Below are 12977 nucleotides of genomic sequence, written 5' to 3' on the forward strand. Positions count from 1 at the left end.
TTTTTATGCCTGCCGCTTAACGCTTGAGCGAAGCTGGCAGGTGCGGTGCGATCGCGGTCAGTACCGCCTTGAAGCACTTGGTGTTGCCGGCAACGATGTGGCCTTTCTCGAGGAAGTCGTGACCACCGGTGAAATCGCTGACCAGACCGCCTGCTTCCTGAATCAGCAGGGCGCCTGCAGCCATGTCCCACTCGGACAGGCCCGACTCCCAGAACGCATCGAAGCGACCGGCAGCGACATAAGCCAGGTCGAGGCTGGCAGCACCTGCGCGGCGGATGCCGGCGGTCTGGCCTACCAGGCTGCGGAACATGCCCAGGTAGTTCTCGATGTTGTCCATCTGGTTGTCACGAAACGGGAAGCCGGTGCCGAGCAGGGCGCCTTCCAGGCTCTTGCGCTGGCTGACGCGCAGACGGCGACCATTCAGGGCTGCGCCACGACCACGGCTTGCGGTGAATTCTTCCTGGCGGACCGGGTCGAGAACCACGGCGTGCTCAAGGCGGCCGCGGTATTTGCAGGCGATGCTGACGGCAAAGTGCGGGATGCCGCGAACGAAGTTGGTGGTGCCGTCCAGTGGGTCGATGATCCACAGGTAGTCGGTGCCTTCGCCGCTGCCTTCGCGCAGGCCGCTTTCTTCGCCGAGAATACCGTGAGTCGGATAGGCCTTGCGCAGAGCGGTGATGATGCTTTGCTCGGCAGCGCGGTCGATCTCTGTGACGTAGTCTTTGGCTTCTTTTTCGTCAACCTTGATGGTATCCAGGCGCTCGATGGAGCGGAAAATCAATTCGCTGGCGCTGCGGGCGGCGCGCAGCGCGATATTCAGCATGGGCTGCATGGATAATTCACCTAAGGTTGTTAAAGAGAGCCGGGCATTCTATGGGCTGATTCGAATTATTTCCAGCCTTGCGTTGTTACGGTTGTCGGGTTCGTGTGTGTTTTTTTGCGTCCGGCGCGGTCGCTCATGCTGTTGCAGCTCTCACAGCTTCATGGCGTTAGTCGAGCCGTTTCTGTAAGATTTGCCCCCCTAATTCGTATCAGTGAGCGTTCGCTTTGTTGCAGAACATTCGTGTTGTCCTGGTCGGCACTACCCATCCCGGAAATATCGGCGGGGCTGCTCGCGCCATGAAAAACATGGGGCTTTCGCGTCTGGTGCTGGTCGATCCGCGCATTTTTCCTTCGCCCGATGCCGATGCGCGTGCGTCCGGCGCTACCGACATTCTCGAGGGCGCGCAGGTGGTGGCGACCCTTGAAGAAGCGCTGGTCGGCTGCCGTCTGGTGCTGGGCACCAGCGCGCGGGATCGAAGCCTGCCTTGGCCTATGCTGGATCCGCGTGCCTCGGGTGAAAAAGTCATCGAACAGGCCGGCGACGGTGCCGAGGTGGCGCTGGTGTTCGGTCGCGAACATGCGGGCCTGACCAACGAAGAGCTGCAGCGTTGCCACTTCCATGTGCACATCCCGTCTGACCCCGCGTTCAGTTCTCTCAATCTGGCGGCTGCCGTACAGGTGCTCAGTTATGAGGTGCGCGTGGCCTGGCTGGCTGCCGCGGAGCGGGGCGAGGCTTCAAGGCCGGCTTCGGCGCACAGTGCCGAACTGGCGACCATGGACGAAATGGAAGGTTTCTACACCCACCTCGAGGCCACGCTGGTGGCCATCGGCTTTCTTGATCCGGAGAAGCCACGGCATCTGATGGCTCGGTTGCGCAGGCTGTACGGGCGTAGCGAAGTCGAGCGATCCGAGCTGAGTATCCTGCGCGGTGTGCTCACTGAAACCCAGAAAGCCGCGCGCGGTGAACCCTACAAGCGAAAGGATCAGTGATGTTCGAGCGTCTGCGAGAAGACATTCAAAGCGTGTTCCACCGCGATCCCGCAGCGCGCAACGCCTTTGAAGTCCTGACCTGCTATCCGGGGATGCACGCGATCTGGCTGCACCGCTTCGCCCATATTCTGTGGCGCAACGGCTGGAAATGGCCGGCACGGGTGGTCTCGAACTTTGGCCGCTGGATGACCGGGATCGAGATCCATCCGGGCGCGCGCATCGGCCGCCGTTTTTTCATCGATCACGGCATGGGCATCGTGATCGGCGAAACCGCCGAGATCGGCAATGACGTCACCCTCTACCAGGGCGTGACCCTGGGTGGCACCAGCTGGAATGCCGGCAAGCGCCATCCGACGCTGGAAGATGGTGTGGTGGTCGGGGCGGGTGCCAAGGTACTCGGGCCGTTTACGGTGGGCGCCGGCGCCAAGATCGGCTCCAACGCAGTGGTCACCAAGGCTGTGCCTGCGGGCGCAACCGCAGTGGGCATCCCGGGGCGCATCATCGTCAAGTCGGACGATGAGGTTGAGGCCAGGCGCAAGGCCATGGCCGAGAAGCTCGGCTTCGATGCCTACGGTGTCAGTGCAGATATGCCCGATCCGGTCGCGCGCGCCATTGGCCAGTTGCTTGACCATTTGCAGGCTGTCGATGGGCGCCTGGAAGGCATGTGCGATGCACTCGGCAGGCTTGGCAGCGATTACCGCGCCAAGGAGCTGCCCGAGCTGCGTGACGAGGTTTTCGACTGCGTCAAGGACTGCCAGGAAGGCAAGGTCGGCTAGCGCTCACGGTGGGCAGGGTGCGTGCCATTACGCCGCACCTTTGCTATGATGAAGCCCGCGCTTTTCGCTAATCCCGACTGTTTTACTTGGTCTAATAGTTGACTCTTTTACTCGGGAATAGCATACTCGCTCTCATTCCGAACCTCTGCGGTATACGCCATGCGACTGACTACTAAAGGCCGATACGCTGTAACAGCCATGCTTGACCTGGCGTTGCACGCGCAGAACGGGCCAGTGTCTCTGGCCGACATCTCCGAGCGGCAGGGTATTTCCCTGTCCTACCTCGAGCAGCTGTTCGCCAAGCTGCGTCGCGGCAATCTGGTTTCCAGTGTTCGTGGTCCGGGTGGTGGTTACCAGCTGTCGCGCGACATGAAAGGCATCCAGGTTGCTCAGGTTGTCGATGCAGTCAATGAATCTGTCGATGCCACGCGGTGTCAGGGGCTGGGCGATTGCCATGCTGGCGATACCTGCCTGACCCACCACCTGTGGTGCGACCTGAGCCAGCAGATTCACGAATTTCTAAGCGGTATCAGCTTGGCGGATCTTGTCACTCGCCGTGAGGTACAAGAAGTCGCTCAGCGCCAGGATATGCGCCGTGGTCATAACCACATGTCGCAACTGGGTAAGATCGAAACGTCCGCCGTCGAATGAACGCAGATGAATGAGCGGTGCGCCTGCCTGATAGGAGAGCTTCAATGAAATTGCCAATTTACCTCGACTACTCCGCGACGACCCCGGTCGATCCGCGTGTCGCGCAGAAAATGATCGATTGCCTGACCGTCGAAGGAAACTTCGGCAACCCGGCCTCGCGCTCCCACGTCTTTGGCTGGAAAGCCGAAGAAGCGGTCGAGAACGCTCGTCGTCAGGTCGCTGATCTGGTCAACGCCGATCCGCGCGAAATCGTCTGGACTTCGGGTGCCACTGAATCCAACAACCTGGCTATTAAAGGTGTTGCGCATTTCTACGCCAGCAAAGGCAAGCATCTGATCACGTCAAAGGTTGAGCACAAGGCTGTCCTCGACACCACTCGCCAGCTGGAACGCGAAGGTTTCGAAGTGACCTACATCGAGCCAGGCGAAGACGGTCTGATCACGCCTGCCATGATTGAAGCGGCACTGCGCGACGACACCATCCTGGTTTCGATCATGCATGTGAACAACGAGATCGGCACCATCAACGATATCGCCGCGATCGGTGAGCTGACCCGTTCACGTGGTGTGCTGTTCCACGTCGATGGCGCGCAGTCGACCGGCAAGGTTGAAATCGATCTGGCCAGCCTCAAGGTTGACCTGATGTCCTTCTCTGCACACAAAACCTACGGCCCCAAAGGCATCGGTGCACTCTACGTCAGCCGCAAGCCACGTGTTCGCCTTGAAGCGACCATGCACGGCGGCGGTCACGAGCGTGGCATGCGTTCCGGCACCCTGGCGACTCACCAGATCGTCGGCATGGGCGAAGCATTCCGTATCGCCAAGGAAGAAATGGCTGCTGAAAACGTGCGCATCAAGGCACTCAGCGATCGTTTCTTCAAGCAGGTCGAAAACCTGGAAGAGCTGTACGTCAACGGCAGTCTGACCGCACGCGTACCGCACAACCTGAACCTGAGCTTCAACTATGTCGAAGGCGAGTCGCTGATCATGGCGCTCAAGGACCTGGCGGTATCGTCCGGTTCGGCCTGTACCTCGGCCTCGCTTGAGCCTTCGTACGTGCTGCGTGCCCTGGGTCGCAACGACGAACTGGCGCACAGCTCGATTCGTTTCACCTTCGGCCGTTTCAGCACCGAAGAAGAAATCGATTACGCCGCGCAGAAAGTTTGCGAGGCTGTCACCCGGCTGCGCACGCTTTCGCCGCTGTGGGACATGTTCAAAGACGGCGTCGACATCTCCAAGATCGAGTGGGCGGCGCACTAATTTAAAGTCGCCTCCAAGGCAGGTCATGGGCAATTGCGACGTGACCTGCAGAGCGGCTCCCTGATGTGAGAGGAATAGAATCATGGCTTACAGCGAAAAGGTCATCGACCACTACGAGAACCCACGTAACGTCGGCAAGATGAACGCGGAAGATCCTGATGTTGGCACCGGCATGGTCGGCGCTCCTGCGTGCGGCGACGTGATGCGCCTGCAGATCAAGGTCAACGAGCAAGGCGTTATCGAAGACGCCAAGTTCAAGACCTACGGCTGTGGTTCGGCCATTGCGTCCAGCTCCCTGGCGACCGAGTGGATGAAAGGCAAGACTCTGGATGAAGCAGAGACCATCAAGAACACTCAGTTGGCTGAAGAGCTGGCACTGCCGCCAGTGAAGATTCACTGCTCGGTACTCGCTGAAGACGCCATCAAGGCGGCCGTTCGCGATTACAAGCAAAAGAAAGGTCTGCTGTAAGCAGGCTTTTCAAGAGAAACTTGCGACAGAGTCAACTGCAACAGGCTAATGCAACAGGCTAAGGAGTTCCGATGGCTATCAGCATGACAGAAGCTGCCGCTAACCACGTACGACGTTCCCTCGAGGGGCGCGGCAAGGGTGACGGCGTTCGTCTGGGTGTTCGCACCACAGGCTGTTCAGGTCTTGCCTATGTGCTCGAGTTCGTCGATGAGGCGGCCAGCGAAGACACCGTGTTTGAAATGCACGGCGTCAAGGTGATCATTGACCCGAAGAGTCTGGTCTATCTGGATGGCACCGAGCTCGATTTCGTGCGTGAAGGGTTGAACGAAGGCTTCAAGTTCAATAATCCCAATTCGCGCGGTGAGTGCGGCTGTGGCGAAAGCTTCAACGTCTGAGGCTTTTTATTGTGGGTACTCCCTGTCACTTCGCCCTGTTCGACCTCAAGCCCGAGTTTCAGCTTGATCTTGACCAGCTGGCCACGCGCTACCGTGAGCTTGCGCGTAACGTGCATCCGGATCGCTTTGCGGATGCCCCCGAGCGTGAGCAGCGTGTGGCGCTGGAGCGCTCGGCCAGTCTCAACGAGGCCTATCAGACCCTGAAAAGCCCGCCGAAAAGGGCGCGCTACCTGCTGGCAATGAACGGCAACGAAGTGCCGCTCGAAGTCACGGTGCATGATCCCGAGTTTCTTCTGCAGCAGATGCAATTGCGCGAAGACCTCGAGGACTTGCAGGAAGAGGCTGATCTCGCCGGCGTTGCGACCTTCAAGCGTCAGCTCAAGGTCGCTCAGGACGAACTGAACCAGAGCTTCGCGGCCTGTTGGAATGATGCTGCACAGCGCGAGCACGCTGAAAAGCTGATGCGGCGTATGCAGTTTCTCGACAAGCTCTCTCACGAAGTGCGCCAGTTAGAAGAGCGCCTCGACGATTAACCCCGCGCGGCTTCGGCCGCGCGCCAGTGATTATTCTGAACAGCATGGCTTTACTGCAGATCGCCGAACCCGGCCTGAGTCCTCAACCGCACCAGCGTCGTCTGGCTGTGGGTATCGACCTGGGCACCACCAATTCTCTGGTTGCTGCAGTACGCAGCGGCCTGTCCGAACCGCTGGCCGATGCAGAGGGGCAGGTCATTCTGCCGTCTGCCGTGCGCTATCACGCTGATCGTGTCGAAGTAGGGCAGTCAGCGAAGATCGCCGCCTCCCAGGACCCGTTCAATACCGTTCTGTCGGTCAAGCGTCTCATGGGGCGTGGCCTGACCGACGTCAAGCAACTGGGCGAGCAGCTGCCGTACCGGTTCGTCGGCGGTGAGTCGCACATGCCGTTCATCGACACCGTACAGGGGCCGAAAAGCCCGGTCGAAGTGTCTGCCGACATCCTCAAGGTCCTGCGCCAGCGCGCAGAAGCCTCGTTGGGTGGCGAGCTGGTAGGCGCGGTGATCACCGTTCCTGCCTACTTCGATGACGCTCAGCGTCAGGCGACCAAGGACGCTGCCAGACTGGCGGGCCTCAACGTACTGCGCCTGCTCAATGAGCCCACGGCGGCGGCTGTCGCCTATGGCCTGGATCAGAAAGCCGAAGGTGTGGTTGCCATCTATGATCTGGGTGGCGGGACTTTCGATATCTCGATCCTGCGCCTGACCGGCGGTGTGTTTGAAGTACTGGCCACTGGCGGCGATACCGCTCTGGGTGGCGATGACTTCGATCATGCGATAGCCAACTGGATTGTCACTGATGCCGGTCTGTCTGCCGATATCGACCCTTCCGCGCAACGCAGCCTGCTGCAGGCTGCCTGCTCGGCCAAGGAAGCGCTGACTGACGCCGAGTCTGTCGAGGTCGCCTACGGTGACTGGCGTGGCACGCTGACCCGCGAGGCGCTCAATGCGCTGATCGAGCCTATGGTCGCGCGCAGTCTCAAGGCCTGTCGTCGTGCGGTGCGTGATACCGGTATCGAGCTTGAAGAAGTTGAAGCGGTGGTCATGGTCGGCGGTTCGACCCGAGTTCCACGCGTACGCGAAGCGGTGGCCGAGCTGTTCGGTCGTCAGCCATTGACCCAGATTGACCCGGATCAAGTGGTGGCCATCGGGGCTGCGATCCAGGCCGATACGCTGGCAGGCAACAAGCGTGACGGTGGCGAACTGCTATTGCTCGATGTGATTCCGCTCTCGCTGGGGCTGGAAACCATGGGCGGGCTGATGGAAAAGGTCATTCCGCGCAACACCACCATCCCTGTAGCGCGTGGTCAGGAATTCACCACGTACAAGGATGGCCAGACGGCCATGAAGATTCATGTTCTGCAGGGCGAGCGCGAGTTGATCAGTGACTGCCGTTCCCTTGCACGTTTCGAATTGCGCGGCATTCCGCCGATGGTCGCGGGTGCGGCAAAGATTCGTGTCACCTTCCAGGTTGATGCTGACGGTCTGCTCAGCGTTTCGGCGCGTGAAATGGGCTCGGGTATCGAGTCGAGCATTCAGGTCAAGCCTTCCTACGGGCTGACCGATGACGAAGTCACCCGCATGCTCAAGGACTCCTTCGAGTATGCCGGCGACGACAAGGTCGCTCGTGTGCTGCGCGAGCACCAGGTTGACGCCGAGCGCTTGCTCGAAGCGGTTCAAGGTGCCCTTGAGGCTGATGGTGAGCGTCTTCTCGACGAAGAAGAGCGCCTGGTCATCAACCTGCAGATGGACGAATTACGTGAATTGATGCAAGGCACCGATGGTTATGCCATCGAGCAGCAGACCAAGCGTCTGTCGCAGGTGACCGACGCATTTGCTGCCCGACGCCTCGATTCGACGGTAAAAGCCGCACTGGCCGGGCGCAACTTGAATGAGATTGAGGAATAACTGATGCCGCAGGTGATTTTTCTGCCCCACGCCGAGCATTGTCCGGACGGGCTGGTTGTAGAAGTGGAGCCGGGCACGTCTATTCTCGATATTGCCCACGAGCACCACATCGAGATTGAAAGCGCCTGTGGTGGCGTGTGTGCCTGTACCACCTGCCATTGCATCATCCGCGAAGGTTTCGGTTCGCTGAATGAAGCCGATGAGCTGGAAGAAGACATGCTCGACAAAGCCTGGGGCCTGGAAGCGCAATCGCGTCTGTCCTGTCAGGCCATTGTCGGCAACGAAGACCTCACGGTCGAAATACCCAAGTATTCGCTCAACCACGCCGCTGAAGCGCCACACTGATTCAAGGATTGCTCATGAGTCTCAAATGGGTTGATGTGCAGGAAATCGCCATCCAGCTGGCTGAAAGCCACCCGGATGTCGATCCGCTGACTGTGAGTTTTCCCAGGCTGCGTAATCTGGTCATGGCCTTGCCTGAGTTCGATGACCACCCGGACCGTAGTGGGGAAAAGGTTCTCGAGGCGATCCAAGGGTTATGGATCGAAGAGGCCGATTGACGTTCAGTAACGTACGCAGTTAGGCAATACACCAGAACCCGCGTATAATTCGCGGGTTTAATTTTTCGCTTCAATCACTGCTTCTGGAGTTTCACCATGGCTGTTCAACGTACTTTCTCCATCATCAAGCCTGACGCCGTTGCCAAGAACGTAATCGGCGAGATCACCACTCGTTTCGAAAAAGCCGGTCTGCGCGTTGTCGCTTCCAAGCTGAAGCAACTGTCCAAGGCCGAAGCTGAAGGTTTCTACGCTGAGCACAGCGCTCGCGGTTTCTTCGGCGACCTGGTTGCTTTCATGATCTCCGGTCCGGTTGTCGTTCAGGTTCTGGAAGGCGAAAACGCTATCGCTCTGAACCGCGAGCTGATGGGCGCTACCAACCCTAAAGAAGCTGCTGCCGGCACCATCCGTGCTGATTTCGCTGATTCCATCGACGCCAACGCTGTTCACGGCTCCGATTCCGAAGCAGCCGCCGCTCGCGAAATCTCGTACTTCTTCGCAGCTACCGAAGTAACCGCTCGCTAAGTCATTTTTGACTGACGAGTGAAGGGTGAATTCATGATTGCATCGACTGGTAAAACCAACCTGCTGGGGCTGACTCAACAGGAAATGGAGAAATTCTTCGACTCTATCGGGGAGAAGCGCTTCCGTGCCGGTCAGGTCATGAAGTGGATTCACCACTTCGGCGTCGACGATTTCGACGCGATGACGAACGTCAGCAAGGCCCTGCGCGAAAAGCTCAAGGCCTGTGCCGAAGTTCGCGGTCCCGAAGTGGTCAGCGAGGACATCTCCAGCGACGGCACCCGTAAATGGGTGGTGCGCGTAGAGTCCGGCAGCTGTGTCGAGACCGTCTACATTCCGCAGGGCAAGCGTGGCACCTTGTGTGTTTCGTCCCAAGCGGGCTGTGCCCTGGATTGCAGCTTCTGTTCCACGGGCAAGCAAGGCTTCAACAGCAACCTCACCGCCGCCGAAGTCATCGGTCAGGTGTGGATTGCCAACAAATCCTTTGGCAGCGTACCGGCGACCGTCGACCGTGCCATCACCAACGTGGTGATGATGGGCATGGGTGAGCCGCTGCTGAACTTCGACAATGTCATTGCTGCCATGCATCTGATGATGGATGACCTGGGGTATGGCATCTCCAAGCGCCGGGTGACGTTGTCCACCTCCGGTGTGGTACCGATGATCGATGAGCTTTCCAAGCATATCGACGTTTCCCTGGCCTTGTCGCTGCACGCGCCGAACGATGCGCTGCGTAACCAGCTGGTGCCGATCAACAAGAAATACCCGCTGCAAATGCTCCTTGATTCCTGCCGCCGTTACATGTCCAGTCTGGGCGAAAAGCGTGTGCTCACCATCGAATACACCATGCTCAAGGACATCAACGACAAGGTTGAACACGCCGTCGAGATGATCGAGCTGCTCAAGGACACGCCTTGCAAGATCAACCTGATCCCGTTCAATCCGTTTCCGCACTCCGGTTACGAGCGTCCCAGCAATAACGCGATCCGTCGTTTTCAAGACCTGTTGCATCAGGCTGGTTATAACGTCACTGTGCGCACCACGCGTGGTGAAGACATTGATGCAGCATGCGGCCAGCTGGTCGGGCAGGTGATGGACCGTACACGCCGTAGTGAACGCTACATTGCTGTGCGTGAGTTGAGCGCCGAGGCCGAGACGGCCCCGGTTGCGGCGACTCGAACCTGACTGCCAACCTGATCGAGAGAGACTCCATGTCTGTGCGTGCCTCGCTGTTGCTATGTGTTGTCATGTTGCTGACGGCGTGCGTATCCACCGGCAACGTCAACCCGATGACAACGGCGCAGGGGCGCGAGGAAGCGCGCAGAGCGTACGTGCAGCTTGGGCTGGGTTACTTTCAGCAGGGGCAGACCGAGCGTGCCAAGGTTCCGCTGAAAAAGGCGCTCGAGCTGGACAGTTCCGACGCGCAGGCCAATGCCGCACTGGCGCTGGTGTTCCAGACCGAGATGGAGCCGGAGCTTGCAGAGCAGTACTTCCGCAAGGCGCTGGCTTCCAGTAACAACGAAACACGCATCGTCAATAATTACGGCAGTTTTCTGTTCGAACAAAAGCGTTACAAGGAAGCCTACGAGCGTTTTGAACAGGCCGCTGCCGACAACCTGTATCCTGAGCGGTCGCGGGTCTTTGAGAGCCTGGGCATGACTTCGCTGAAGCTGGGTAACCGCGATCAGGCCCGTGAGCATTTTACCAAGGCGTTGCGCCTGGACCGTCAGTTGCCAAGGTCGCTGCTGGAAATGGCGCAGATGTCCTACGAAGACAAGCAATATGTGCCGGCGCGTGATTATTACGACCGTTTTAGCCAACTCAGCGAGCAAAATGCACGTAGTCTATTGCTCGGTACACGCCTGGCGAAGATCTATGATGATCGTAACAAGGCGGCCAGTTTTGGTCTGCTGTTGAAAAGACTCTATCCCGGTACGCCGGAATATCAGCAATACCTGTCGGAGCAATGATGAAAGCGGCGCATCCCGAAGTTGTAGCAACCACCCGCGTGAACCCTGGAGAAACCCTGCGCCAGGTCCGCGAGAGCAGGAGCTGGTCGCTGCCAGATGTGGCTTTGAGACTGAACCTCACCGTGACCTCCCTGAGCAATCTGGAGAACGGACATTTTGAAAAGCTGCCTGGGCATACGTTTGCCCGGGGGTATGTACGCGCCTACGCCAAGCTGCTTGACCTCGATCAGGCGGCGCTGGTCGAACAGTTCGACCAGTTCACCGGCACCGATGGCAAGGGCAGTTCGGTCCACGCATTGGGCCGTATCGAAGAGCCGGTCAGGCTGTCACACAACATCCTGCGTATCGTCAGCCTGTTGTTGCTGGTGCTTCTGGTCGGTGGCGGTTTCTTCTGGTGGCAGGATCAGGCTTCTCTGCGTGGCAGGGACCAGTCCGGGCTGAACATGGAGCACGTCGAGGTCGAAAGCGCCGACGGCACCACTCAGATTCACCCGCTGGACGAGCCGGAAGAGCCCGCAGTGGCTGAAACGCCTGCTGCCGGACAGACTTCGCTGCCGTTGAACACCGGTGCGCCTGCCAGTGAATCTCCGAGCGCGACGCCTGCTGCTCCTACTGCAGGTGTTACGAGTCATGCGCCTGCGCAGACACCGGCCACCGCTACGCCGCCAGCAAATGCTCCACAAGCGCCTGTCGCTGCGCCGACCGTACCGTCGATGCCGGCCGCACCAGCCGAGCAGCCAGCGCCAGTCATGGCCGGGGCCGGTCAGGTTACTGTGCAGTTCGTCGCCGATTGCTGGACCCAGGTCACTGACGGAAACGGCAAGGTGCTGGTCAGCGGCCTTAAGCGCAAGGGCGACAGCCTGGATGTCAGCGGCAAGCCGCCATTGACGCTGCGCCTGGGCTACGCACGCGGCGCGCAGGTCAGCTACAACGGTCAGCCTGTAGACGTGGCACCTTTTACCAGCGGCGAAACTGCTCGCCTGAAGCTAGGGCAATAAGTCATGCACGGCGAATCTCCAATCAAGCGTCGCGAATCCCGAAAAATATGGGTCGGTTCCGTACCGGTCGGCGGTGATGCGCCGATTGCCGTGCAGAGCATGACCAACAGCGATACCAACGATGTTGCGGCCACCGTCGCTCAGATCAACCGTCTGGAAGCTGCCGGTGTCGACATCGTGCGTGTTTCTGTACCGGACATGGACGCTGCCGAAGCCTTTGGTCGCATCAAGCAACTGGTCAAAGTGCCATTGGTCGCCGACATCCACTTCGACTATCGCATCGCATTGCGTGTGGCTGAACTGGGTGTCGACTGCCTGCGTATCAATCCGGGCAATATCGGTCGTGAAGACCGGGTGCGGGCCGTGGTCGATGCTGCGCGTGATCGCGGTATTCCGATCCGCATCGGCGTCAACGCCGGGTCGCTGGAAAAAGACCTGCAGAAGAAGTACGGCGAGCCCACGCCAGAGGCGTTGGTGGAGTCTGCGTTGCGCCACGTCGAGCACCTGGAGCGCCTGAACTTTCAGGACTTCAAGGTCAGCGTCAAGGCGTCCGATGTGTTCATGGCCGTCGCAGCCTACCGCCTGCTGGCCAAACAGATCGTCCAGCCCCTGCACCTGGGTATTACCGAAGCTGGCGGCTTGCGTTCAGGCACGGTGAAATCGGCTGTCGGTCTTGGAATGCTGCTTGCCGAAGGAATTGGCGATACTATCCGCATCTCGCTGGCTGCTGATCCGGTCGAGGAAGTGAAAGTCGGGTACGACATCCTCAAATCATTGCGCCTTCGTTCCCGTGGTATCAACTTCATCGCCTGCCCGAGCTGCTCGCGGCAGAACTTCGATGTGGTCAAGACCATGAACGAGCTTGAAGGTCGCCTTGAAGATTTGCTGGTGCCGCTTGATGTCGCAGTGATCGGTTGTGTAGTCAACGGTCCGGGCGAGGCCAAGGAAGCGCATATCGGCCTGACTGGTGGTACGCCGAACCTGATTTACATCGACGGCAAGCCTGCGCAGAAACTGACCAACGACAATCTCGTGGACGAGCTTGAACGCTTGATTCGCGAGAAAGCGGCTGAAAAGGCCGAAGCCGACGCATCTGTCATCGTGCGCGGCTAACCAGGATTGCTAAGG

Annotated in this window: 16 protein-coding genes; 15 read left to right on the forward strand and 1 reads right to left on the reverse strand. The window is 59.1% G+C overall.

Features of this window, described 5'->3' with window-relative positions; all coding sequences use genetic code 11:
* Nucleotides 1-16 precede the first annotated feature (16 nt).
* Nucleotides 17-832 carry an inositol-phosphate phosphatase gene (suhB, locus tag RYC18_RS16055; protein WP_316886475.1) on the reverse strand — a complete coding sequence of 272 codons (816 nt, stop codon included), beginning with the start codon at nucleotides 830-832 and terminating at the stop codon, nucleotides 17-19.
* 215 nt (nucleotides 833-1047) lie between these two features.
* Between suhB and trmJ the strand changes: the two genes are divergently transcribed.
* The 15 genes from trmJ (at nucleotide 1048) to ispG (ending at nucleotide 12962) form a co-directional block, all read left to right on the forward strand.
* Nucleotides 1048-1812 (forward strand): tRNA (cytosine(32)/uridine(32)-2'-O)-methyltransferase TrmJ, encoded by a 765-nt coding sequence (gene trmJ / locus RYC18_RS16060; protein ID WP_099266915.1) that lies wholly within the window; start codon nucleotides 1048-1050, stop codon nucleotides 1810-1812.
* Nucleotides 1812-2588, forward strand: a complete 777-nt coding sequence (gene cysE / locus RYC18_RS16065) for a serine O-acetyltransferase (protein ID WP_003365098.1) — start codon at nucleotides 1812-1814, stop codon at nucleotides 2586-2588. The genes trmJ and cysE overlap by 1 nt, the downstream gene beginning before the upstream one ends.
* A gap of 159 nt (nucleotides 2589-2747) precedes the next feature.
* On the forward strand, nucleotides 2748-3239 hold the full coding sequence (gene iscR / locus RYC18_RS16070) for a Fe-S cluster assembly transcriptional regulator IscR (protein WP_002552474.1): 492 nt from the start codon (nucleotides 2748-2750) through the stop codon (nucleotides 3237-3239).
* Nucleotides 3240-3283: 44 nt separating this feature from the next.
* Nucleotides 3284-4498 carry an IscS subfamily cysteine desulfurase gene (locus tag RYC18_RS16075; protein ID WP_003365095.1) on the forward strand — a complete coding sequence of 405 codons (1215 nt, stop codon included), beginning with the start codon at nucleotides 3284-3286 and terminating at the stop codon, nucleotides 4496-4498.
* 82 nt (nucleotides 4499-4580) lie between these two features.
* Nucleotides 4581-4967, forward strand: a complete 387-nt coding sequence (iscU, locus tag RYC18_RS16080) for a Fe-S cluster assembly scaffold IscU (RefSeq protein ID WP_002552476.1) — start codon at nucleotides 4581-4583, stop codon at nucleotides 4965-4967.
* Nucleotides 4968-5038: 71 nt separating this feature from the next.
* Nucleotides 5039-5362 (forward strand): iron-sulfur cluster assembly protein IscA, encoded by a 324-nt coding sequence (iscA, locus tag RYC18_RS16085; protein WP_003365093.1) that lies wholly within the window; start codon nucleotides 5039-5041, stop codon nucleotides 5360-5362.
* A gap of 11 nt (nucleotides 5363-5373) precedes the next feature.
* Nucleotides 5374-5895: a co-chaperone HscB gene (hscB, locus tag RYC18_RS16090; RefSeq protein ID WP_002552478.1), complete on the forward strand. Its 522-nt coding sequence runs from the start codon at nucleotides 5374-5376 to the stop codon at nucleotides 5893-5895.
* A gap of 44 nt (nucleotides 5896-5939) precedes the next feature.
* Complete coding sequence (hscA, locus tag RYC18_RS16095; protein WP_316886476.1) at nucleotides 5940-7802, forward strand: Fe-S protein assembly chaperone HscA; 1863 nt, start codon at nucleotides 5940-5942, stop codon at nucleotides 7800-7802.
* 3 nt (nucleotides 7803-7805) lie between these two features.
* The gene (gene fdx / locus RYC18_RS16100) at nucleotides 7806-8147 is read left to right on the forward strand and encodes an ISC system 2Fe-2S type ferredoxin (RefSeq protein ID WP_003433456.1); all 342 of its coding nucleotides are present in this window, start codon (nucleotides 7806-7808) and stop codon (nucleotides 8145-8147) included.
* Between the two features lie 14 nt (nucleotides 8148-8161).
* Complete coding sequence (gene iscX / locus RYC18_RS16105; protein WP_002552481.1) at nucleotides 8162-8362, forward strand: Fe-S cluster assembly protein IscX; 201 nt, start codon at nucleotides 8162-8164, stop codon at nucleotides 8360-8362.
* Between the two features lie 96 nt (nucleotides 8363-8458).
* Nucleotides 8459-8884 (forward strand): nucleoside-diphosphate kinase, encoded by a 426-nt coding sequence (gene ndk / locus RYC18_RS16110; protein ID WP_002552482.1) that lies wholly within the window; start codon nucleotides 8459-8461, stop codon nucleotides 8882-8884.
* 33 nt (nucleotides 8885-8917) lie between these two features.
* Complete coding sequence (gene rlmN, locus RYC18_RS16115; protein ID WP_002552483.1) at nucleotides 8918-10066, forward strand: 23S rRNA (adenine(2503)-C(2))-methyltransferase RlmN; 1149 nt, start codon at nucleotides 8918-8920, stop codon at nucleotides 10064-10066.
* A 26-nt stretch (nucleotides 10067-10092) separates the two neighbouring features.
* On the forward strand, nucleotides 10093-10851 hold the full coding sequence (gene pilW / locus RYC18_RS16120) for a type IV pilus biogenesis/stability protein PilW (protein ID WP_005743357.1): 759 nt from the start codon (nucleotides 10093-10095) through the stop codon (nucleotides 10849-10851).
* A complete protein-coding gene (locus RYC18_RS16125) occupies nucleotides 10851-11849 on the forward strand; it encodes a RodZ family helix-turn-helix domain-containing protein (RefSeq protein ID WP_316886477.1) in 999 nt (332 codons plus the stop codon). Before pilW ends, RYC18_RS16125 begins: the two co-directional genes overlap by 1 nt.
* A gap of 3 nt (nucleotides 11850-11852) precedes the next feature.
* Nucleotides 11853-12962, forward strand: a complete 1110-nt coding sequence (ispG, locus tag RYC18_RS16130; RefSeq protein ID WP_004656273.1) for a flavodoxin-dependent (E)-4-hydroxy-3-methylbut-2-enyl-diphosphate synthase — start codon at nucleotides 11853-11855, stop codon at nucleotides 12960-12962.
* Nucleotides 12963-12977: the final 15 nt, after the last annotated feature.

The sequence above is a fragment of the Pseudomonas syringae group sp. 247E2 genome, from assembly GCF_032587795.1.
GTDB classification, from domain to species: Bacteria; Pseudomonadota; Gammaproteobacteria; order Pseudomonadales; family Pseudomonadaceae; genus Aquipseudomonas; species Aquipseudomonas amygdali.

Excerpts from the sequence above, each read along its gene's own strand:
- RYC18_RS16075 (WP_003365095.1), top strand. The coding sequence starts at position 3,284 with ATGAAATTGCCAATTTACCTCGACTACTCCGCGACGACCCCGGTCGAT.
- iscR (WP_002552474.1), top strand. The coding sequence starts at position 2,748 with ATGCGACTGACTACTAAAGGCCGATACGCTGTAACAGCCATGCTTGAC.
- pilW (WP_005743357.1), top strand. The coding sequence starts at position 10,093 with ATGTCTGTGCGTGCCTCGCTGTTGCTATGTGTTGTCATGTTGCTGACG.
- iscU (WP_002552476.1), top strand. The coding sequence starts at position 4,581 with ATGGCTTACAGCGAAAAGGTCATCGACCACTACGAGAACCCACGTAAC.
- ispG (WP_004656273.1), top strand. The coding sequence starts at position 11,853 with ATGCACGGCGAATCTCCAATCAAGCGTCGCGAATCCCGAAAAATATGG.
- RYC18_RS16125 (WP_316886477.1), top strand. The coding sequence starts at position 10,851 with ATGAAAGCGGCGCATCCCGAAGTTGTAGCAACCACCCGCGTGAACCCT.
- cysE (WP_003365098.1), top strand. The coding sequence starts at position 1,812 with ATGTTCGAGCGTCTGCGAGAAGACATTCAAAGCGTGTTCCACCGCGAT.
- ndk (WP_002552482.1), top strand. The coding sequence starts at position 8,459 with ATGGCTGTTCAACGTACTTTCTCCATCATCAAGCCTGACGCCGTTGCC.
- fdx (WP_003433456.1), top strand. The coding sequence starts at position 7,806 with ATGCCGCAGGTGATTTTTCTGCCCCACGCCGAGCATTGTCCGGACGGG.
- hscA (WP_316886476.1), top strand. The coding sequence starts at position 5,940 with ATGGCTTTACTGCAGATCGCCGAACCCGGCCTGAGTCCTCAACCGCAC.
- iscX (WP_002552481.1), top strand. The coding sequence starts at position 8,162 with ATGAGTCTCAAATGGGTTGATGTGCAGGAAATCGCCATCCAGCTGGCT.
- suhB (WP_316886475.1), bottom strand. The coding sequence starts at position 832 with ATGCAGCCCATGCTGAATATCGCGCTGCGCGCCGCCCGCAGCGCCAGC.
- rlmN (WP_002552483.1), top strand. The coding sequence starts at position 8,918 with ATGATTGCATCGACTGGTAAAACCAACCTGCTGGGGCTGACTCAACAG.
- iscA (WP_003365093.1), top strand. The coding sequence starts at position 5,039 with ATGGCTATCAGCATGACAGAAGCTGCCGCTAACCACGTACGACGTTCC.